Annotated in this window: 19 protein-coding genes; 7 read left to right on the forward strand and 12 right to left on the reverse strand. The window is 37.0% G+C overall.

Annotation, left to right across the window (positions count from 1 at the left end; translation table 11 throughout):
• Window positions 1-117 precede the first annotated feature (117 nt).
• On the forward strand, window positions 118-1,965 hold the full coding sequence (locus Q0A18_RS15130) for a chloride channel protein (protein ID WP_292010995.1): 1,848 nt from the start codon (window positions 118-120) through the stop codon (window positions 1,963-1,965).
• 47 nt (window positions 1,966-2,012) lie between these two features.
• Here the strand turns inward: Q0A18_RS15130 and Q0A18_RS15135 are convergent, their stop codons facing one another.
• The 7 genes from Q0A18_RS15135 to Q0A18_RS15165 all read right to left on the reverse strand — a co-directional run bounded on the left by Q0A18_RS15135 (window position 2,013) and on the right by Q0A18_RS15165 (window position 8,245).
• The gene (locus tag Q0A18_RS15135) at window positions 2,013-2,957 is read right to left on the reverse strand and encodes an aldo/keto reductase (protein ID WP_292010996.1); all 945 of its coding nucleotides are present in this window, start codon (window positions 2,955-2,957) and stop codon (window positions 2,013-2,015) included.
• A gap of 126 nt (window positions 2,958-3,083) precedes the next feature.
• Window positions 3,084-3,605, reverse strand: a complete 522-nt coding sequence (locus tag Q0A18_RS15140) for a GNAT family N-acetyltransferase (RefSeq protein ID WP_292010997.1) — start codon at window positions 3,603-3,605, stop codon at window positions 3,084-3,086.
• Between the two features lie 34 nt (window positions 3,606-3,639).
• Window positions 3,640-4,923: an adenosylmethionine--8-amino-7-oxononanoate transaminase gene (gene bioA / locus Q0A18_RS15145; RefSeq protein ID WP_292010998.1), complete on the reverse strand. Its 1,284-nt coding sequence runs from the start codon at window positions 4,921-4,923 to the stop codon at window positions 3,640-3,642.
• Window positions 4,908-5,903, reverse strand: coding sequence for a biotin synthase BioB (bioB, locus tag Q0A18_RS15150; protein WP_292010999.1), 996 nt, complete (start codon window positions 5,901-5,903; stop codon window positions 4,908-4,910). The genes bioA and bioB overlap by 16 nt, the downstream gene beginning before the upstream one ends.
• Window positions 5,887-6,519, reverse strand: a complete 633-nt coding sequence (gene bioD, locus Q0A18_RS15155; RefSeq protein ID WP_292011000.1) for a dethiobiotin synthase — start codon at window positions 6,517-6,519, stop codon at window positions 5,887-5,889. Before bioD ends, bioB begins: the two co-directional genes overlap by 17 nt.
• A complete protein-coding gene (locus tag Q0A18_RS15160) occupies window positions 6,520-7,623 on the reverse strand; it encodes a pyridoxal phosphate-dependent aminotransferase family protein (protein ID WP_292011001.1) in 1,104 nt (367 codons plus the stop codon). It lies immediately after the preceding gene.
• Window positions 7,624-7,627: 4 nt separating this feature from the next.
• A complete protein-coding gene (locus Q0A18_RS15165) occupies window positions 7,628-8,245 on the reverse strand; it encodes a hypothetical protein (protein WP_292011002.1) in 618 nt (205 codons plus the stop codon).
• A 63-nt stretch (window positions 8,246-8,308) separates the two neighbouring features.
• Here Q0A18_RS15165 and Q0A18_RS15170 point away from each other — a divergent pair, with 63 nt between their 5' ends.
• The 6 genes from Q0A18_RS15170 (at window position 8,309) to pdeM (ending at window position 16,495) form a co-directional block, all read left to right on the forward strand.
• Window positions 8,309-9,790, forward strand: a complete 1,482-nt coding sequence (locus tag Q0A18_RS15170) for a PLP-dependent aminotransferase family protein (protein WP_292011022.1) — start codon at window positions 8,309-8,311, stop codon at window positions 9,788-9,790.
• A gap of 415 nt (window positions 9,791-10,205) precedes the next feature.
• Window positions 10,206-10,709: a DUF1062 domain-containing protein gene (locus Q0A18_RS15175; RefSeq protein ID WP_292011003.1), complete on the forward strand. Its 504-nt coding sequence runs from the start codon at window positions 10,206-10,208 to the stop codon at window positions 10,707-10,709.
• Window positions 10,710-10,795: 86 nt separating this feature from the next.
• A complete protein-coding gene (locus tag Q0A18_RS15180) occupies window positions 10,796-11,818 on the forward strand; it encodes a ligase-associated DNA damage response exonuclease (RefSeq protein WP_292011004.1) in 1,023 nt (340 codons plus the stop codon).
• Window positions 11,815-13,395, forward strand: a complete 1,581-nt coding sequence (locus tag Q0A18_RS15185) for an ATP-dependent DNA ligase (protein WP_292011005.1) — start codon at window positions 11,815-11,817, stop codon at window positions 13,393-13,395. Before Q0A18_RS15180 ends, Q0A18_RS15185 begins: the two co-directional genes overlap by 4 nt.
• A gap of 1 nt (window position 13,396) precedes the next feature.
• Window positions 13,397-15,838: a ligase-associated DNA damage response DEXH box helicase gene (locus Q0A18_RS15190; RefSeq protein ID WP_292011006.1), complete on the forward strand. Its 2,442-nt coding sequence runs from the start codon at window positions 13,397-13,399 to the stop codon at window positions 15,836-15,838.
• A 12-nt stretch (window positions 15,839-15,850) separates the two neighbouring features.
• Window positions 15,851-16,495 carry a ligase-associated DNA damage response endonuclease PdeM gene (gene pdeM / locus Q0A18_RS15195; protein WP_292011007.1) on the forward strand — a complete coding sequence of 215 codons (645 nt, stop codon included), beginning with the start codon at window positions 15,851-15,853 and terminating at the stop codon, window positions 16,493-16,495.
• Here the strand turns inward: pdeM and Q0A18_RS15200 are convergent.
• The 5 genes from Q0A18_RS15200 to Q0A18_RS15220 form a co-directional block, all read right to left on the reverse strand.
• On the reverse strand, window positions 16,483-16,758 hold the full coding sequence (locus tag Q0A18_RS15200) for a SemiSWEET transporter (RefSeq protein WP_292011008.1): 276 nt from the start codon (window positions 16,756-16,758) through the stop codon (window positions 16,483-16,485). The two genes, pdeM and Q0A18_RS15200, sit on opposite strands and share 13 nt — an antisense overlap.
• A 24-nt stretch (window positions 16,759-16,782) precedes the next feature.
• Complete coding sequence (locus tag Q0A18_RS15205) at window positions 16,783-17,400, reverse strand: hypothetical protein (protein ID WP_292011009.1); 618 nt, start codon at window positions 17,398-17,400, stop codon at window positions 16,783-16,785.
• A 10-nt stretch (window positions 17,401-17,410) separates the two neighbouring features.
• A complete protein-coding gene (locus tag Q0A18_RS15210) occupies window positions 17,411-18,118 on the reverse strand; it encodes a YetF domain-containing protein (RefSeq protein WP_292011010.1) in 708 nt (235 codons plus the stop codon).
• Between the two features lie 159 nt (window positions 18,119-18,277).
• On the reverse strand, window positions 18,278-19,123 hold the full coding sequence (locus Q0A18_RS15215) for an aldo/keto reductase (RefSeq protein ID WP_292011011.1): 846 nt from the start codon (window positions 19,121-19,123) through the stop codon (window positions 18,278-18,280).
• 19 nt (window positions 19,124-19,142) lie between these two features.
• Window positions 19,143-20,399, reverse strand: a complete 1,257-nt coding sequence (locus Q0A18_RS15220; protein ID WP_292011012.1) for a carboxymuconolactone decarboxylase family protein — start codon at window positions 20,397-20,399, stop codon at window positions 19,143-19,145.
• Between the last annotated feature and the right edge of the window lie 41 nt (window positions 20,400-20,440).

A 20,440-nucleotide genomic window follows, 5' to 3' on the forward strand; every position in this document is an offset into this window, starting at 1 on the left:
TGTTTTTTTTGGTCTCCTCTTCGGAGACCTTTTATTTTTTGTATAAAAAACGTACTGCTAAATGAGCTAAATTCCTAACTTTGTAGTCTTCAAAAAAACATTCTAAAGAATTTTACTGTGAATATTCATAACAAAAGAAAGTATCTGAGCTTTCTGAAGTTTAAAAGAGACTTTCAACATTACGGACTTGAAAAAGTCAGAAGTTATGAACTTATTCTTCATTGGCTTAATAACAGGTTGAGCCGTAGTCAGTTTCTGATTCTTTCCGGTATCCTGGTGGGATGTACAGCCGGATTGGCAGGGGTTTTACTGAAAAGTCTCGTTCATGAAATTCATTATTTAATCACTAACAAAGTTCATTTTGAATATCAGATCCTCTTTTATATCGTATTTCCCTTTTTAGGAATAGTGCTTACCACAAGTATTGTACTTACGTTATTTAAAGGCCAGGACAGAAAAGGAATAGGTGCTATTTTATATGAGATTGCCCAGAATTCGAGTATTGTATCTTCTGTTAAAATGTACTCTCAGATTATTCAAAGTGCTGTTACCGTAGGATTAGGAGGTTCTGCCGGTCTTGAGAGCCCGATTGCAGTGACTGGTGCAGCGATAGGCTCCAATTATGCCCAGACTTATCGCCTGGGATACAAAGAGAGAACCCTGCTATTGGCAGCCGGCGCTACAGCTGGTATTGCCTCAGCCTTTAATGCTCCTATTGCAGGGATTATGTTTGCCTTTGAAATACTGTTAACAGGGGTTGTCTTCTCCGATTTTATTCCTTTGGTTGTTGCTGCTGTGTGTGGTAGTCTTTTATCAAGAATATTACTTCAGGAAGATGTGCTTTTCAGGTTTTATGCCAGAGAGTCTTTTAATTATAAGAATGTTCCTTACTATCTGATTTTAGGGTTGATTACAGGATTATATGCGCGTTATTTCGTGGTAATTTCTCAAAAGGTCGAACATTATATTAAATCACTTAAAATATCCCGTCTTCGTAAAGCAATGCTGGGAGGAGCGGCATTATCGTTATTATGTGTTCTTTTTCCACCTTTATTTGGAGAAGGATATGAAACCATAAAAGCTTTTACCAATGGAAATATACTTTCCATTATGGATAACAGTCTTTTCAGGTACTTTGATATCGGAGACTGGACGATTATTGCCTTTTTAATTTTGGTGTGTCTTTTAAAGGCTTTTGCTACTTCCTTTACTATTTTTAGTGGAGGTAATGGAGGGAATTTTGCTCCTTCCCTTTTTGCAGGAGGTTCTGTAGGGTTTTTGTTTGCAGTGATCTGTACAGAGATAGGCTTTACAAATGTACCGGTAACTAATCTTGTGCTGGTAGGAATGGCTGGTGCTATGAGTGGAGTTCTGTATGCACCGCTTACAGCTATATTTCTGATTGCAGAGTCGAGCTCGGGATATGATCTTTTTATACCATTAATGATTGTTTCTGTCATTTCTTACCTGATTGCAAAATGGTTTTCACCTATATCTCCTGAATTGAAATCACTGGCAGATGAAGGAAAAATATTTACTAATGAATATGATAAAAATCTTTTGTTTTCCCTACATACTAAGGATTTTATCGATACGGATTCTTTAATAATCAATGAGAATGCTCCTATAGAAGAACTTTTTGAACTGGTGAAGAATAGCGATAAAAATATTTTTGCAGTTGTGGATGATAGCAGACAGCTGAGAGGAATTCTTAGTTTGGATGATATCCGTCCTTATTTGTTCAATAAAGATACTGAAGCTGCACTGCATATTACTCAGCTGATGAAAGTGCCGCCGGCGGTTATTCATCCTCATGATAAGCCTTTAGGAATTCTTCAGGTGTTTGATGATACGGGAGTATGGAATTTACCGGTTGTTAATGAACAGAATTACTTTATCGGGTTTATTTCCAAGTCCACTATCTTGTTGAGTTACCGGCAGCTTTTAAAAGGATATTCTGAATAAATATAAAAAATAAAAGACCTCTATTAAGAGGCCTTTTTTATATTCAGTTACTGACTGGCTTCATTTAAGATTTTAATATCATCCTCATTCAATTTTAATTGAGGAGCATCAATTAATGTTTTCAGCTGGGACTGGCTTGTCGCACTTACAATAGGTGCAGTTACCAAAGGATTGGCCAATAACCAGGCTAAAGCCACGGAGGCTTGAGTAGTCTGGTATTTTTCACTGATTATATCCAAAGCATGAAGAACCCCCGTTCCTTTTTCATTGAGATACTTACGTACACCCTCACCTCTTGCACTTTTAGCAAGGTCTTCTTCCGTACGGTATTTCCCGGTAAGGAATCCTGCTGCCAATGACCAGTAAGTAAATACACTCAGATCAAACTTTTCCACAAGCGGAGCATAGTTTTTTTCAAAATTTTCTCTTTCCAGTAAATTATAATGAGGCTGTAGCGCTACATATTTAGGAAGACTATTTTTCTCTGCTGCTTCAAAAGATTCGATCAGTCTTTCGGGAGATAAATTTGAGGCTGCAATATAGCGTACTTTTCCGGCTTTAATAACCTCATCATAGGCCTGTAAAGTTTCTTCTACCGGGGTTATATTGTCATCAAAATGGGTATAATAAAGATCTATATGATCGGTCTGAAGTCTGCTTAGTGATTCGTCTACAGATTTCAGAATATGTTTTTTACTGATATCATAACCATGTTCTTTAGTTTCGGAACCTACTTTAGTAGCAATAACCATATCATTCCTGTTGCCTCTGCTTTTCATCCATTTTCCTATAATTTCTTCCGATTGCCCGCCTTTTCCGTTTACCCACCAGGAGTAAGTGTCTGCGGTGTCAATAAAGTTAAAACCAGCTTCCACAAACTGATCCAGAATATCAAAAGATTGTTTTTCATTTAATGTCCATCCAAAGACATTTCCTCCGAAATTAATAGGAGCTATCGATAAGTCCGTATGTTTAATATTTCTTTTTTCCATAGTAATTTACTTGAAATTTTATGAGATGTAATTTAGAGTTTATAAGTTAAATGATAAAGCCTGATCAAATGTTTTTTCTTTAAAGGATAAAAGTTTTTATCAATGGAAAAAATGTATTTTTCTTTCTTATTCCAAAGTTTTTCTCATCATAATATCAGTCTGTTCTTCCTCTCCCATTCTGAAAATATGTTTGTCAAAGGCAGTAAATCCATTTTTTTCATAGAACCGTATGGCTTTTTTATTTTCTTCCCAGACTCCAAGCCAGAGCCATGATTTATGTTGTTCTTTTGCAATATCAAGGGCTTTTTCATATAAGATCTGTCCTACTTTTTTACCATGGTATGCAGCTTTCACATAGATACGCTCAATTTCCAGTGCCTGATCATCCTGTAATTCGGTTTGGGCATTTCCGGAATTAACCTTCAGATATCCTATGGCCTGATCATTTTCCCATGCTATAAAAAATTGAGAGTCAGGATGGGTCAGCTCTTTTCCCAGCTTTTCTTCCGTGAAGTTTTTTTCCAGATATTCATTCATACTTTCTTCCGTATTGTGAGGAGCGAAAGTTTCATAAAAGGTTTCTTTTCCGATAATCTGTAGAGTGATAATATCCTGTAATGTGGCTTGTATTAAAGTAATCTGCGTCATTGAACCATTTTTATACAAATTTACATAAATGATACTATACCTCTTCTTTAATTTTATTTAAAACCAGTATAATCTGATCATATATATATTCCAGATCCTCATAAGTGATACAATAAGGAGGAACCAGATATAATATGTTTCCTAAAGGCCTCATCAGGATTCCCCTGGAGAGAAATTCTTCATATAATACTTTGCCTATATCATTAAAATAGGAAGTGTGCTGTTCATTCTTATATTCCCAGGCTAAAATAGTTCCCGTTAGGCGTACATGTTCGATATACTCATGTTCCTGTAAAATGATGGCAAATCGAGAATGCTGCCGGCAGATCCTGGATATACTGGACTGAGTTTTTTCCTGTAATAATAGTTCCATGCTCGCGAGTGCAGCGGTACATGATAGTGGATTAGCGGTAAATGAATGCCCATGGAATAATGTTTTATAAGGATCATCCGATAAAAAAGCATTATAGATTTCCGAAGTACAGGTGGTAATTCCCATAGGGAGAGTTCCTCCGGTTAACCCTTTTGAAAAACACATCATATCAGGCTGTTCTGAAAGATAATCGGCTGCAAATAATTTTCCGGTTCTTCCAAATCCTGTAAAAACTTCATCCTGAATCATAAGAATCTTTTCCTCTTTGCAGAATGTCATTAATTCATTCAAATCCTCTGCTTTATACATCAGCATTCCCGCAGCCCCTTGTATTAAAGGTTCATATATAAAACAAGCCAACTCATCGGAGATAGCACTGATTTCCAATTTCAGTTCTTCAAGATTATCCTTGTGGGGAAGGTCAATAAATATTACTTCAAAAAGCATTTCTCCAAAAGGCTGGGTCCAAGCACTTCTGCCACTTACTGACATTGCTCCGAAAGTATCTCCGTGATAAGCATTTCTGAAGGCAAGTATTTTGTTTCTGGATTTTCCCTGATTGTGATGATATTGTATACACATCTTTAAGGCTACCTCTACAGCGGTGGAACCATTATCAGAATAAAAAACTTTTTCCTGCTTATCAGGAAGAAGGCTGAGAAGATTTTCAGAAAGCTGAATAGCAGGTTCATGGGTAAATCCGGCAAAAATTACCTGTTCCAGAGTATTCAGCTGTTCAAAAATACGTTGGGCAATATAAGGATGAGCATGTCCATGTAAAGTAACCCACCAAGAAGAGACAGCGTCGATATAACGATTTCCTTCATTATCAAATAAATAGACTCCCTCTCCTCTTATAATAGGAATAATATGATCGGCAGTTTTCATTTGGGTATAAGGGTGCCAGTTAACTGCTTTATTTCTTGCTCTTAATCCGTTACACATGTTGTCTCTGTTTCTTTTATCATAGGTTTAAGACCTAATGTATTCAACATCTGCATATCTTCAGAAATTCCGGGATTAGGAGTTACCAGTAATGTTTCCCTTTCACCTGCGAAAATGGAATTCGCTCCAGCCATAAAGCACCAGGCCTGTTCTGTTTCATCCATTTCAATACGTCCAGCACTGAGACGTACTATAGAAGCAGGCATGATAATCCTTGCGGTGGCGATCATTCTTACCATTTCCCAGGTATCCACTTTAGGATTATTTTCAAGAGGAGTACCTTTCACTCTTGCCAATGCATTGATAGGAACGGATTCCGGGTGTTTTGGCATTGTAGCCAGTGTTAACAGCATGGATATTCTGTCTTTATGGGTTTCCCCCAAGCCGATAATTCCTCCCGAACATACGGTAATTCCTGCTTTTCTTACATTATTGATGGTATTGATCCTGTTATCAAATTTCCTTGTAGAAATGATTTCTTCATAATACTGCTCCGAAGTATCAAGATTGTGATTATAGGCATATAATCCCGCTTCCTGAAGCTTTACAGCCTGTTCTTCAGTTAACATACCAAGTGTACAGCATACTTCAAGTCCTAATTCATTAACTCCTTTTACCATATCTATCACACGGTCAAAATCTCTGTTATCTCTCACTTCTCTCCATGCGGCTGCCATACAGAATCGAGAAGATCCATTTTCTTTTGCTTTTTTAGCATGGGAAATAACGGTTTCAACAGGTAAAAGGGCCTGTACTTTAATATTGGTGTGATAACGGGCTGCCTGTCCGCAGTAGGAGCAGTCTTCAGGGCAGCCGCCTGTTTTTATGGATAATAATGTTGAGATCTGCACTTCAGAAGGATTATGATATTCCCGGTGTACCGTTGCAGCTTTATAGATCAGATCCAAAAGTGGAAGATGGTAAATTTTTTCTATTTCTTCTTTGGTCCATGTATTTCTGATTTCAGTAGATATATTCATTTTCATTGATTTTTAAATTGTTTACTATGGTTTTAAATTGTTTAGCTGTCATTGTTTTAATTTCCGGGACTCTTATTATTTTAGTTTCCCACGGCAGATGCTTGCAGATCACTCTTTCCGTATCCGGATTAAAGTCTCCGTTAAGAACCAGATAATCGAGAGGTATATTCCTTTGCCGTAAAGCGGAAACGGAAAGTAAAGTATGATTAATACAGCCGAGATAGTCTTTAACTACAAGAGCTGTGGGAATGGTAAGATGAGCAATAAGATCAATGATCAGTTTTTCATCGGATAAAGGAACCATTAATCCACCCGCTCCTTCTATGATGAGAGGATGAGATGTTTCAGGAATTTTGAAATTATTGAGACTTATCGAAACTCCTTCTTCTGAAGCCGATTGATGAGGAGAAGCTGCCTGTTTTAAACGGTACGTTTCCGGATAGCAGGTTACCTGATGATCCGATAAATCCTGGATAGTCATGGTATCGGTAGAATGAAGATCTCCGGACTGTATAGGCTTCCAGTAATCCGCATTGAAGTATTGGGTAAGTATAGCAGAGCATACTGTTTTGCCAATACCTGTTCCGATACCTGTTATAAATAAGTTCTGTTGCATTTATAATGAAGTAAATTGATTGATAATTCGGGTGAGTTTTTTAATTTCTTCTTCCGTGTTGAAAGCATGTAAACAGATTCTGAGCCGTTCTGTTCCGGATTTTACGGTAGGGCTGTAAACGGCGTAGGTCAGAAATCCATTTTCACATAATACTTTCTGTAGGGTTCTTAACTTTGAATGATCGGGAATAAGGATAGTCTGAACGGGGCTCTTTTCGGATGAGAAGTTTTGCGAATAATATTTCCTGAATACATCAATATTTTTCTGTAATTGCTGGCTTAATTCGGGATGGGAATCTAAGAAATGATAGCCTGACCGTATGGCTTTCCATTGTATATCCTGTGCTGATGTTGTGTATATAAAAGGTGAGGCAAAATTGATGAGATAAGAAATAACAGATTCATTGCTTAATATAGTAGCACCATGAGCACCTAAAGCTTTTCCATAGGTAACTACTGTTGCCAATACTTTCTCCTGTAGCTGATATTCTGAAACCAAACCATATCCGAATACTCCGAAGGCGTGAGCTTCATCTACGATGAGGTGGGCATTATACTGCCGGGCCAGTTCTGCTATCTCCTGAATCGGAGCGAAATCTCCCTCCATTGAATACAGGCTTTCTATGGAGATATAACAACCCTCTTTTTGTTTTTTAAGTTTTTGTTCTAAATCATTAAGATCATTATGCCTGAATTTCAGTTTTCTGGCATTGGACATTCTGCAGGCATCATGGACAGAACGGTGAACCAGTTCATCGACAATAATAATGTCGTGTCTTCCGGTGATTGTTGAAAATAAGGCCAGATTGGCATTATAACCGGAAGGAAAAAGCAAGGCAGATGGATATTTATGCTGTGTAGCAATATATCTTTCCGTTTCAACAGCTTCTGAACTGTTACCGCTTATAAGCCTGGATCCTGTGCTTCCGGATAATAAAGCCGGGTTTTCCACAACCTGCTGCAAAAGAATTTTTTGCAGTTCCTTATTTCTTGCCAATCCTAAATAATCATTAGAATAAAAATCCACTCCTTCAGAATCAACGGGTAAGCTTCTAAGGATTCCTCCTTCTTTTCTTGTATTTAAAGCTTTGTGTAAATGATCCATCAGGTCAGTTATAAGCCTGTATTTCCTGTGTAATAGAACTGATCCATTCCTGGTGTAACTTTTCTTCTATTTTCTGTACCTGCTCAGCATGCGATTTCCAGTGGTCTGAAAACTCATTCAGCTGAGCTGTCATTTCTTCCAGATGTCCTTCTTCCTCCAGTATAATTGATTTTACCATTACTTTATGGTTATTCTTCGTAAGGATATGCTGATAAACAGGATAAAGATCATCAGCCCGGACTTCGATGGCATAGGTTACAAAGAGATAAGCGGCATATTTAAGTTCCTCTTTGGTAAGATTAAGGTGATTCCGAAGATACCGGCATGTTTCGATATCCAGCCTGTGAAGATACTGTCGTGTAGCCCTTGGAGCAAGGAGTTCTTTACTCTGATAAGTTTGACAAAGACTGGGATCAAGCTTACTGATCTGTTTTTTCAGGTAATAGGCATGACGGTGTTCTTCTGCTGCATGTTTTAACTGAATCTGGTTTACAAGAACAGGATGTTCACAGGCAGATATTTTTCTTGCCCCTGCATTTTCCATAAAGGAAAGGGTATTGAGCCATTTAGCATGCTGGATATCATTCTGTACTATATAATTTAAAAGCTTATAAAATTCCATATTTTTATTTTGAAGCAAATGTATTATATTGCCGGATGGTTAAATGGTGCCAGTTTTAATATTATGAATAGTCCGGTTGAAGTTCCTTATAAAAGTTTTATAAAAATTGATAGAAAATCAGAGATTTCTATTTATATACAGATTGCCAATCAGCTGATCAATGCCATTCAGAGAGGATATTTACCATCAGGAACAAAACTTCCGGGAAGCAGAACTTTAAGCCAGCTTCTGGAAGTTCACAGAAATACCGTAGTGGCTGTTTATGATGAACTTTTTGCCCAGGGCTGGGTAGAAAGCAAACCGAATAAAGGAACTTTTATTATCGGAGAGAATATAGAGAAGCCCTTTAAAGTTGGGGATTTAGAAAAAAATCAACTGGAGCATTATCCCAAGACAACAGAGTTTTCATTTAAAATCTCCAATATCCTTGATAACCCGTTTGAACATTCCGATTGTGAATATCATTTTAATGATGGAATTCCTGATATCAGGCTTACACAGATAGATCAATATTCACACATCTATACTTCCATTCTCAAGAGGAAAGGAAATCATAAAATGCTCGGATATAATCATGACGGGAGTGAATTTTTTAAAAAGCATCTTTCCCAGTATCTGAATCTGTCCAGAGGGTTGCCTATTTCCAGAAATAATCTTTTAATTACGAGAAGTACGGAAATGAGTATTTATATCGTTTCTGAAATATTACTTTCTAAAGATGACGTAGTGTTAGTTGGAGATCTTAGTTATTTTTCAGTCAATATGATTTTTCAGCAGTCAGGAGCAAGGATTGTCTCCATTCCCGTGGATTACGATGGAATCTCTGTAGATGGTGTAAGGGAAATATGCAGGAAACAAAAAGTACGGATGCTTTATCTCACTCCTCACCACCACTATCCTACCACCGTTACGTTAAGTGCACAGAGAAGGCTTGAATTATTGAATCTTGCGTATGAATTTGGTTTTATTATCCTTGAAGATGACTATGATTATGATTTTCACTATGACAAAAGTCCCATTCTTCCATTAGCCAGTGCAGATCATCATGGGATGGTTATTTATATCGGATCATTTGGAAAGTCTCTTGCACCGGGTTTTCGTACAGGTTTTATAGTAGCTCCTGAAAACGTAATGGCAGAGATGCGTAAATATTTAGGGATTATAGACAGACAGGGAGATATTGTAATGGAGCATGTATTAGGTGAAATGATTGCGGAAGGGGAAATCAACCGCTATCTTAAGAAATCTTTAAAGATCTATCAGGAAAGACGTGATCATTTTGTTTCACTGCTGGAGCAATATCTCGGAGATTCCATTCATTTCAGGAAACCATCAGGAGGACTGGCCGTCTGGCTGGAATGGCAGATTCCTGTTAACCTGATGCTGCTTACTAAAAGTTGTGCACAGAATAACCTTTTTATTCCGAGGACTTTACTTTATCAAAACAAAGATCTTACGGCCATGAGATTAGGATTTGGAAATCTGGATTTTACTGAAATGGAAAAATGTGTAAAGATCTTAGCTCAAATGACAGAGTATTCTTGAATTTATCTTTATTTAAAGAATGATTATCTTTGCCTTATAAACATAAAATGTTTGCATTTTGAGATCGATTCTTAAATTTATTCTGTCTTACTATTAGCCTCAGCAACCACAGGCTAATACTTCTTTCGTTTGAGTAATTCCACTCAAACAGGTTTTTCATTCAATCCTATTATTTACGATCATTATTGTAAGGGTAAATAGCTCCTGTTATTGCTGTTTATGAAAATCTTTTGACTAAAAGTCAAGGAATGATAAGGTCGTCCATAATATCTAAAAATTACAAAAAAGAATAATAAGCACGATCTAAATGCCAAAAGAATATATATGGGAGATAAAAGTTAAAAATACTCCCCTGTTAAAAAGAAAATGTAACCATTGTAAGAGTGACAGATTTTATTGCAGCGAGAAATTCAGAATGAATTCTCAGAAAAGAAATATAGATGTATGGTTAATCTACAGATGTATTCAATGTGACAGTACATATAATATTACTATATTGTCCCGGACCAGACCAGAGCTGATAAACAAAGGGCAGTTCAGCCAATTTTCAGAAAACAATCCAGAGATAGCCTGGGAATATGCTTTTTCTCCCGAGATCAGGATAAAAAACAATATGGAACCGGACTTTAACAGTGTAGAATATTGTATAGAAAATGAAAATATAACAATAGACGGACTGTTAAATATGGAGAGAGAAGTAATAATGATTAAGATTAAATGCCCTTTTGAGTTCGGTCTTAAATTATCATCCGTTATACGGCAATGCTTAGGATTATCAATAAGTCAATTGAATCAATTGACGGAAGCTGAGGTTTTCTCTATTCCACCAAATAAATCGATCAAAAAGTATAAAGTTAAAAATGGAGATATTCTCCAGGTAGATACGAGAAAACTTAAAAGTATATATCTAAATAAATAATACTTGGTTTATATAGGTTTTTGACATATTGATAATGATTGGTTAGGTTTTTGAAGGATAAAATTTAACCAATCATACTATTAACATTGAAGCTCATCACATTTACCAAAAAAGGAATTTATTGTCCGAAAGGAAAATTTTATATTGATCCGTGGAAGCCTGTAGATATGGCAGTCATTACACACGGACATGCAGATCATGCCCGTTGGGGAATGAAAAAATACTTATGCCATCATTTCACCAAGCCTATTTTATATCAGCGTATCAGTAAAGATATAGAATGTCAGAGTGTGGAATACGGGGAGACTGTTATCATTAATGGAGTGAAAGTTTCCTTACATCCTGCCGGACATATTATCGGTTCAGCACAGATAAGACTCGAATATCAGGGATTTGTAAGTGTCATCTCCGGAGATTATAAAGTACAGGATGACGGATTGAGTACTCCTTTTGAGCTGGTAAAATGTAATGAATTTGTGACGGAAAGTACTTTCGGACTTCCTATTTACAACTGGATGGATATTCCGTCTATTAATCATCAGCTTCAGAACTGGGTGCTCAGGAACCGGGAAAATGGAAAAACTTCGGTGTTCATAGGATATTCCTTAGGGAAGGCCCAGCGTATTATGAAAGCTGTTGAAGGATTGGGGAAAGCCCATGTGCACTATTCTATCGGAAAGCTCAATGAGGCTTTTGAAGAAATAGGGATTCTTTTACCGGATTATGAGATTATCAATTTTAAAGAAAGTGTAAAACATTTGCAGAATGAGATCGTTATTGTTCCCCCTGCATTGTTCGACAGTAATATGCTCCGTAAAATACCCAATGCGGCTACCGCAATCTGTTCCGGATGGATGCAGGTGCGGGGATCAAGAAGATGGAGAAGTGCTGATGCAGGATTTGCCGTAAGTGATCATGCAGATTGGGGCGGATTGCTCAAAACGGTTAAGGCTACAGAAGCTGAGATTGTACATGTAACTCACGGCCAGACCGAAGTATTTTCAAAATACCTGAATGAAATAGGACTCCATGCTGATGTGGTAGAAACATTGTATGGTGAGGATGAAGAAGAAGCTGAGAAAGAAATCATTGAAAATCCTGAATCATGAAACATTTTGCGGATCTTATCAACGCCCTGGAAAGTACCAATAAAACCAATGCAAGAATAGATGCTATTGTGGATTATCTGGAACGTGCTCCTGAAGACGATAAAGTCTGGCTTATCGCTCTATTTACAGGAAAAAGACCTAAAAGAAATGTTTCAACCAATCTGATGAAAGAATGGACCCTGGAAATTACCGGAATTCCCTTTTGGCTTTTCCAGGAAAGTTATTCTTCTGTAGGAGATCTTGGAGAAACTCTTTCCCTGATTTTGCCGCCGCCTTCTCAAAAGATAGATAAAAGTATTTCTGAATGGATGTCAGAAATTGTAGAATTAAAGAATAAAACGGAAAAAGAAAAGAAAGATTTTGTACTGAAGTCATGGGATGGACTGAATTATACAGAGAGATTATTATTCAATAAACTTTTGGGAGGAAGTTTTAGAGTTGGAGTTTCATATAAAACTCTGATTAATGCCTTAGCTAAATATTCAGGAGAGGAAATGAGTGCACTTATGCACAGCACTATGGGAAAATGGCAGCCGGGTGAAATTTCATTCAATGAACTGATTTCTGCAGAAAAAGTGAATGCGGATAATTCGAGACCTTATCCTTTCTGTCTGGCTTATCCTTTGGAAAAAGATCTTGAAGAACTTGGAAATCCTGAAGAATGGTTAATCGAATATAAGTGGGATGGAATCCGGGGACAGATCATCCGTAGAAATGATGAGGTTTTTATCTGGTCCAGAGGAGAAGAATTGGTTACGGAACAGTTTCCTGAAATTGCTGAAACTATTAAGACGATGAAAGGAAATTTTGTGTTGGACGGGGAAATACTTGCAGTAAAAGACGGAAAAGTTTTAAATTTTAATGAATTACAGAAGCGTTTAAACCGTAAAAACCTCACCAAAAAAATGCTTTCAGACATTCCGATAGAAGTTTTTACTTATGACCTTATCGAGCTGGAAGGAAAAGATCTTAGGGAAAAACCTATTGCTGCAAGAAGGGCTATGCTGGAAGAACTTCTTCTAGATCAGAAACCCGTCAACATTTCTCTTTCCCGGTCTATTGATTTTGAAGAATGGAAAGAATTGAATGTAATAAGAGAAGGTTCAAGAGAGATCAACAGTGAAGGTTTAATGCTGAAGCAGAAAAATTCACCCTATCATTCAGGAAGAAAAAAAGGTGACTGGTGGAAGTGGAAGATCAGTCCTTTAACTATTGATGCCGTTTTGATCTATGCCCAGAAAGGAAGCGGAAGACGGAGTGCTTATTACACGGATTATACATTTGCAGTAAAAAATGGAGATGCCTTAGTTACCATTGCTAAAGCCTATTCCGGACTTACGGATAAAGAGATCGTGGAAGTCAGCCGTTTTGTAACTAAAAATGCAATTGAAAAGTTCGGTCCGGTTCGTACGGTAAAACCTGAACTGGTTTTTGAAATTGCATTTGAAGGAATAGGTTTCAGCAGCCGGCATAAAAGCGGTGTTGCTTTAAGGTTTCCAAGGATTTTAAGGTGGAGAAAAGATAAAACCGCAGATGAAATCGATGAACTTGACGAAATAAAAAAACTGATTCAATAATTTGGCTGCTTTTGAAAATACCAATGGATTCAAAGTTATTCAGCAATGGATGGCTGATAAAGGTATGTCTCCATTTAAGTTTCAAATTGACACATGGAAAAAATTCAGTACAGGATATAGTGGAATGGTTGTGGCACCTACAGGATTTGGGAAAACATTTTCTGTATTTCTGGCTTTGGTAGCTGATTTCATGAATACGCCTGAAAAATATAAACCAGGTTTAAAAATGATCTGGGTCACTCCCCTGCGTTCTCTTTCTAAAGATATAGCCAAAGCCATGCAGGAAGCGGTAAATGACATCGGACTGGATTGGACAATAGGCGTAAGGAACGGAGATACGGATCTTAAGGTAAGGCAGCAGCAGGTAAAGAATATGCCGGAAATTCTTGTAGTAACACCCGAAAGCCTTCATCTTTTATTGGGTCAGAAGAATCATATCCGTTTCTTTAAGAATATGCACTGTATTGCAGTAGATGAGTGGCATGAACTTTTAGGCTCCAAAAGAGGTGTGATGACAGAACTTGCGATCTCTCAGGTCAGACAATATGTTCCAAAACTTAAAATATGGGGAATTACAGCGACTATCGGAAATCTTGATGAAGCAATGGATGTCCTGATTCCTTATGATAGTAAGAAAACGAAAATAACTGCTAAAGAAAATAAAAAAATAAAAATTATTCCCGTTTTTCCTGACGAGGTGGAGATACTGCCCTGGGCCGGGCATTTGGGAAATAAGCTGGCAGATAAAGTTGTTCCGATTATCCTGAATTCCAAATCTACAATTGTTTTTACCAATACCCGGAGCCAAAGTGAAATGTGGTATCAGTTATTGCTGGATGCCTATCCTGATTTTGCAGGACAGATCGCCATTCATCACAGTTCAATAGATGCTCATTTAAGAATCTGGATAGAAGAAAATTTAAGCTCAGGAAAATTGAAAGCGGTAGTTTCTACATCATCTTTAGATTTGGGTATTGATTTTAAGCCTGTAGATACCGTAATTCAGATAGGATCGGCAAAGGGTGTAGCCCGGTTTTTGCAAAGGGCGGGACGAAGCGGGCACTCCCCTTTTGAAACTTCTACCATTTACTGCGTTCCGACCCATTCCCTGGAGCTTATTGAAGTAGCTGCTTTAAAAGAAGCTGTTAAACAAAAGGTGATTGAACCCCGTGAACCTTTATTTCTTTGTTTTGATGTATTGGTTCAGTTTCTGATGACATTGGCCGTTGGAGACGGTTTTTATCCTGATGAGGTGTATGAGCGTATTAAAAAAGTTTATACGTTCCGGGAAATGACTCAGGAAGAATGGAAATCTATTTTGGATTTTCTGACCATTGGAGGAAGTGCTTTGAAAAACTATGAGGAATTTCATAAGGTAGTTATTACGGAAGAAGGTTTATACAAAGTAAATTCACGGAGGATTGCCATGCTCCACAGAATGAATATGGGAGTGATTGTAAGTGATGCCATGCTGAGGGTGAAGTTCCTTTCCGGAGGTTATATCGGAATGATTGAAGAATATTTTATTTCCAGGCTGAAAAAGAATGAGAAGTTCATTTTAGCAGGAAGAGTTTTGGAAGTAGCAATGGTAAAAGATATGACGGTGTATGTACGTGCTGCGAAAGGAAAAGCTTTTGCCCCGAGCTATTTAGGCGGAAGATTGCCCTTAAGCTCTAATCTGGGACATTTCCTCAGAGAAAAGCTGTCCCGTGCTTTGAATCCTTCCTCCTCCGAAAAAGAATTACGTTTTCTTCATCCGCTTTTAGTAAATCAGGAGAAAAAATCACATATCCCTAAAGAAAATGAATTTTTAACAGAGCTTATTAAAACAAGGGAAGGATATCATTTATTTATGTATCCTTTTGAAGGAAGGCTTGTGCATGAAGTGATGGCGGCTTTGATCGCGTACCGGATTTCCCGGATCTCCAAAATTTCCTTTTCTATGGCGATGAATGATTATGGCTTCGAGTTGTTCAGTGATAAGGAAATTCCGGTAAATGAAGATAATTTAGCTCATATCTTAAGCCGTGAACATTTGATGCGTGATGTAATTTCCAGTATCAATGCTACAGAAATGGCACGGAGAAAGTTCCGTGATATTGCCGTAATATCTGGAATGGTAATTCAGAATTTTCCCGGCCAGCAGCGTTCCAATAAATCATTACAAAGTTCATCGGGGCTTATATTTAATGTGCTGGAAGATTTTGAGCCCGGACATTTTCTCGTGCGGCAGGCATACACGGAAGTTTTTAATATACAGCTTCAGGAACAGCGTTTAACGGATGCATTCAAAAGGATTGAAAAAGCAGATATTGTTCTTAAGTTCTCGGATACTTTTACTCCATTAAGTTTTCCTATCAAGATAGACAGCTTGCGTCAGACACTTTCAAGTGAAAATTTAGATATGAGGATTCAACGTCTTTTAAAACAATCTAATAAGTAGGTTTAATTGAATATGAATATAGCAGTAAAAAATATAACAGTTCAAAAAGAAATTTTTACATTAACGAATCAGAGAGCCTTATTCTGGAAAAAAGAAAAAGCCTTGGTATTATCTGATTTACATATAGGAAAAACAGCTCATTTCAGAAAGAACGGAATTGCTGTTGCCAACCATATTTTTAAAAGTGATCTGGAAAGACTGTCTGCTTTGGTGGAATATTTTAACCCTGAAAAATTTATTGTAGTTGGAGACCTTCTTCATGCAGGAAATAATTCGGATGTAGATGAATTTTGTAAGTGGAAAGATCAATATCCGGAGTTAAAATTCTATCTTATTGAAGGAAATCACGATAAGATTTCCAAAAAACTTTCCGAAAAACTAGACTTTCATTTCAGTGCAGACGTTCTGGAGCTTAATGATTTTATTTTTTTGCATGACTTTCAGAAGACTTGTCCAAAGTTTCAGATTACAGGCCATATCCACCCCGGATTTATTATCCGTTCTTCAGTAAAAAGGATTAAACTTCCCTGCTTTGTGGTGACTCCTCAACAGCTTTTACTCCCTGCTTTCAGTGAATTTACCGGATTGGATGTTAGGAATATTCCTAAAGATGCTCAATATTTTGTATTTACGGATTCTGAAATTTACAAGGTCTGATCTTCTTCATTTTTATGATATAAAATATAACAAACGAGAAGACTGATGTTAACCAGTACGGCAAAAGCATTGGAAAGAATAATGGGAAGTTCTTCTTTAACAAATCCATACCATACCCATAATGATAATCCGGCAATGAGAATTAAGAGCATGATCCAGGAAAGGTCCTTTGCATTTTTTTCTTTAATTACCTTAATCAGCTGCGGAATCATGGAGATGGAAGTTAAAACACCTGCAATGATTCCTAATAGGTTTTCATTCATATAAAACTCATTATATTTTGAAGATTAATCTATATCCAATAAACCATCCGAAAGAAGTTTCCACTGAATCTTTGCTAATCCTACCATTCCCCCTGCTGCGGTGAAAAGGTTCCTTACCTTATCAATGAGGTCTGTTTTGAAGTTCGGACTTTCATTTCTGCCATGAACGCTGGCTTTAATACAGGTATTATTCCTTGAGATCATAAAAGTGGACGTAGCTTCGGCAGAATAGAAATGGGCAATATGGTCGGATTCATGGTTTCCTGGTTCCGGTGAGGGATTGCAGATCATGAGGAAGTTTTCAATATCATCTTTTCCCAATTCATTATTACTGATTTTGATTATTTTAACCCAGTCATATCCTTTGGTTTCTACGTTGCCAGGACCCGGAATATCAATTCTTACAAAATCTCCCGTTTTAGGAATCCGGTCCACATGATGGCCTGATGGGTCATAAAGCTGGAAATCAGTAGTACCTTCACCTGAATATTCTTTCCATTGATTGATGGAGAAGAGTCTTTTCTTCAGAAGTTTAAATTTCTCGTAGGTAATTTCCGGAGTATCAAAACATTTTTTACTTTCGGTATCATGAAAACCTCCTTCTTTTTGTTCCGGAACTCCGGGAATTTCTTTTGGTTTCATAGTAAATAATTTAAGTGATCCTTTTTTTATTGCTGGCTTTTATCCATTCTTCCTTATTACATTTTTTACAGTGTCCGGCACTTCCCGTTATTTTTTCTTCTGTATGCCCACAAAAGCTGCAGGAGTAATATCCTTCTTCCTGTATTATCTTTAAGGGATATTGTAATGAATCAGGCAGAATTGGAAGTCCGTATTTAGTTTGTTCCTTTTCATAGAAAAACACACTGATATCTCCTGAATTTTCTTCAATTGCTGTTTCAACCTGTCCCAACTGTGATACACCTTTGAGTCTTAATTCAGCGAAAAATTCATCGGAACCCAGGTTTTCTTTATTAAAGTTATCGATAGCAAATTCTCCGTTTTCGATGAGGCAGATAGGTCTTCCTTCCAGCAAGTTTTCGATTTTTTTTGATTTTCCGATCAGGAAAGTAACCGAACTGTATAAAATGATAATGATTACAAATACAATAATAGAGGAAACTACTCCTACTTCTTTATAAAACATGGGATCGCCGGCAGCAGACCCTAATCCTATAATGACAACCAATTCAAATATTGAAAGTTGTTTTACCCCACGTTTTCCCAGAATCCGTAATCCTATAATGATCGTAAAAAACATAATAAGAGTACGGAGAATGACTTCCAGAAGAAATGGCCAGTCTTCATTTCCCAATAATAGTTCTTTCCAGCTGAATGCTGAGATTAATATGAATAACATAGAAAGTAGTTTATTGATAAATATTCAAAAAATAAGCCAGTATTATGCTCACTTAAAGTATATATTCTTTATTGGGTGTATTTAACGTAAATATAAAAGCATGTCCTTTTCAAAAAAGACATGCTTTAAATGAGTGTTACCAGTAAAGATTGATCGCTTTTATTTATTGATACCGGACAGGTACTTAATCATCTCAGGATCTCTGTGGCTAAAAAAAAGACTTTTTTCGGTATCTAAAGATTGGATGGAATTCATGTCTTCTTCAGATAATTCAAAATTAAAAACATCTATATTTTCAATTAATCTTTCTTTTCTTACCGATTTAGGAATCACTACAACCTCTCTCTGAACCAGCCATCTAAGCACAACTTGAGCTACAGACTTACCGTATTTCTCTCCGATTCCTGACAGCAGCGGATTAGTGAATAAATCGTTTCTGCCTTCAGCAAATGAAGCCCAGGATTCTATCTGAATTCCGTTTTCCACTAAAAACTGCTGATCATCTCTGCGTTGATAAAAAGGATGGGTTTCTATTTGATTGACAGCCGGAACCACGGAATGATTAACCATTAAATCCATAACCCTGTCCGGAAAGAAATTGCTGACTCCGATTGCTCTGGTTTTATTTTCTTTGTAAATCTCTTCCATTGCTCTCCAGGAACCATGTACATCTCCCACCGGCTGATGGATAAGATACAGATCCAGGTAATCCAGCTGAAGCTTCTGTAAAGATTCATCGAAAGCTTTTTTAGCTTTTTCATATCCTGCATCTGAAATCCATAATTTGGTAGTGATAAATAAATCTTTACGGTCTATTCCGCTTTCTTTAATAGCATCACCAACTGCTTTTTCATTTTGATATACAGCTGCTGTGTCAATAGATCTGTACCCTGCTTCAAGAGCATCAAGTACTGTTTTTTTACATTCTCTATAATCAGGAACCTGATAAACTCCTAATCCTAAAACCGGCATTTCAACACCGTTATTTAATATTACGTTTTTCATTTTTTTATATTATTATTTGTTATTTTGAAGGAGGCAGTATTTCATTTAGGCAGTTAATGGCATTTAATGTTCGGGGATAGCCTATATAGGGTAATAAATGAGTCATTAAATTAATTAAAGTCTGCCTGTCATTACCTACATTCGAATTTCCCTGAATATGACCTTTGATCTGACTTTCCGTTCCCCCTAATGCGATAAGGAAGGAAAGAGTAGCCATTTCTCTTGTTTTTACATCTAATCCGTTTCTGGTCACATAGTCTCCAAAACAATTGGCTGAAAGGAATTGTTGTAAGTGAAGTAAATCCTTAGGTGAATTTTTATACATGTCATCTATTCTGTCCCCGAAAATTTCTTTCTGTTGTGCAAGCCCTTTTTCTGAACGGCTTTTAGGGGTGGTTACAGACTGGCTCTCCAAAGGGAGCTGAATATGATGTTCTGTGAAAATTTCATTAGTAACATGGATAAAATCAATCACTTTAGAAATACCCAAATAAGGTACCGATTGGTAGAGTATTTCTTTGATTTGAATAGGAGAAACTTCTATATTAAGGGCTGCATTTACATACATTTTATATTCTGTAAGCGCCTGGCTTCCTATTGTTGAAGCCAGGATCATCATTACCCGGGTTTTAGGATCCATTGTATTATGAGCCAATACTTCATCGAAAGCAAAATTATCAAAGACTTCGATGAGATCCGGGTCGGTTTCTTTTGCTTTAGAAATATAATTAGGCCATAATGCTTCATGGTTCATAATAGCATTGGGTGAAATATTATTTTCCACATTATAAACAGGAGCTTTAAAGCTGTCATAATCTTCATTGCTTACAGGCTTAAGCCATTCCGTCACATCTTTATCCAGCTGGGGAACGATAGCGATATGTCTCATAGCACTGTTATGGGAAGCTCCGTGCCAGTGTACTACATCTTTAGGAATCTTGATGACATCTCCTTTCTGGATCAGCTGAATAGGTTTTCCTTTTTCCTGGTAATAGCCTATTCCTTCAATCACAAATAAGATTTGTCCTGTAGTATGGGTGTGCCAGTTGGTTCTTGCTTTAGGTTCAAAAGAGACGGTTCCTATAATGGTATTGTAATCATCGTCTTTACCTATATTGGGCTGCACCCAGACTGTTCCGGTGAAATATTCTTTTGGGGCAGGATTTCCTTTATCTGAAAATGTGGTCATAGTATAAGATTTTGTTTTTATTTGCGATGCTAATAACGAACTGAAGATCAGATATATAAAAGCGGAAATAGGGATTGTAATTTTCATTGAATTTGTATTACTAATTTCTTGAGACTGGATCAATAAAA

This window comes from Chryseobacterium sp., from assembly GCF_022712095.1.
Lineage (GTDB): Bacteria > Bacteroidota > Bacteroidia > Flavobacteriales > Weeksellaceae > Chryseobacterium.

Excerpts from the sequence above, each read along its gene's own strand:
- Q0A18_RS15135 (WP_292010996.1), bottom strand. The coding sequence starts at position 2,957 with ATGGAAAAAAGAAATATTAAACATACGGACTTATCGATAGCTCCTATT.
- Q0A18_RS15140 (WP_292010997.1), bottom strand. The coding sequence starts at position 3,605 with ATGACGCAGATTACTTTAATACAAGCCACATTACAGGATATTATCACT.
- bioA (WP_292010998.1), bottom strand. The coding sequence starts at position 4,923 with ATGTGTAACGGATTAAGAGCAAGAAATAAAGCAGTTAACTGGCACCCT.
- bioB (WP_292010999.1), bottom strand. The coding sequence starts at position 5,903 with ATGAATATATCTACTGAAATCAGAAATACATGGACCAAAGAAGAAATA.
- bioD (WP_292011000.1), bottom strand. The coding sequence starts at position 6,519 with ATGCAACAGAACTTATTTATAACAGGTATCGGAACAGGTATTGGCAAA.
- Q0A18_RS15160 (WP_292011001.1), bottom strand. The coding sequence starts at position 7,623 with ATGGATCATTTACACAAAGCTTTAAATACAAGAAAAGAAGGAGGAATC.
- Q0A18_RS15165 (WP_292011002.1), bottom strand. The coding sequence starts at position 8,245 with ATGGAATTTTATAAGCTTTTAAATTATATAGTACAGAATGATATCCAG.
- Q0A18_RS15170 (WP_292011022.1), top strand. The coding sequence starts at position 8,309 with ATGAATAGTCCGGTTGAAGTTCCTTATAAAAGTTTTATAAAAATTGAT.
- Q0A18_RS15175 (WP_292011003.1), top strand. The coding sequence starts at position 10,206 with ATGAATTCTCAGAAAAGAAATATAGATGTATGGTTAATCTACAGATGT.
- Q0A18_RS15185 (WP_292011005.1), top strand. The coding sequence starts at position 11,815 with ATGAAACATTTTGCGGATCTTATCAACGCCCTGGAAAGTACCAATAAA.
- pdeM (WP_292011007.1), top strand. The coding sequence starts at position 15,851 with ATGAATATAGCAGTAAAAAATATAACAGTTCAAAAAGAAATTTTTACA.
- Q0A18_RS15200 (WP_292011008.1), bottom strand. The coding sequence starts at position 16,758 with ATGAATGAAAACCTATTAGGAATCATTGCAGGTGTTTTAACTTCCATC.
- Q0A18_RS15205 (WP_292011009.1), bottom strand. The coding sequence starts at position 17,400 with ATGAAACCAAAAGAAATTCCCGGAGTTCCGGAACAAAAAGAAGGAGGT.
- Q0A18_RS15210 (WP_292011010.1), bottom strand. The coding sequence starts at position 18,118 with ATGTTATTCATATTAATCTCAGCATTCAGCTGGAAAGAACTATTATTG.
- Q0A18_RS15215 (WP_292011011.1), bottom strand. The coding sequence starts at position 19,123 with ATGAAAAACGTAATATTAAATAACGGTGTTGAAATGCCGGTTTTAGGA.
- Q0A18_RS15220 (WP_292011012.1), bottom strand. The coding sequence starts at position 20,399 with ATGAAAATTACAATCCCTATTTCCGCTTTTATATATCTGATCTTCAGT.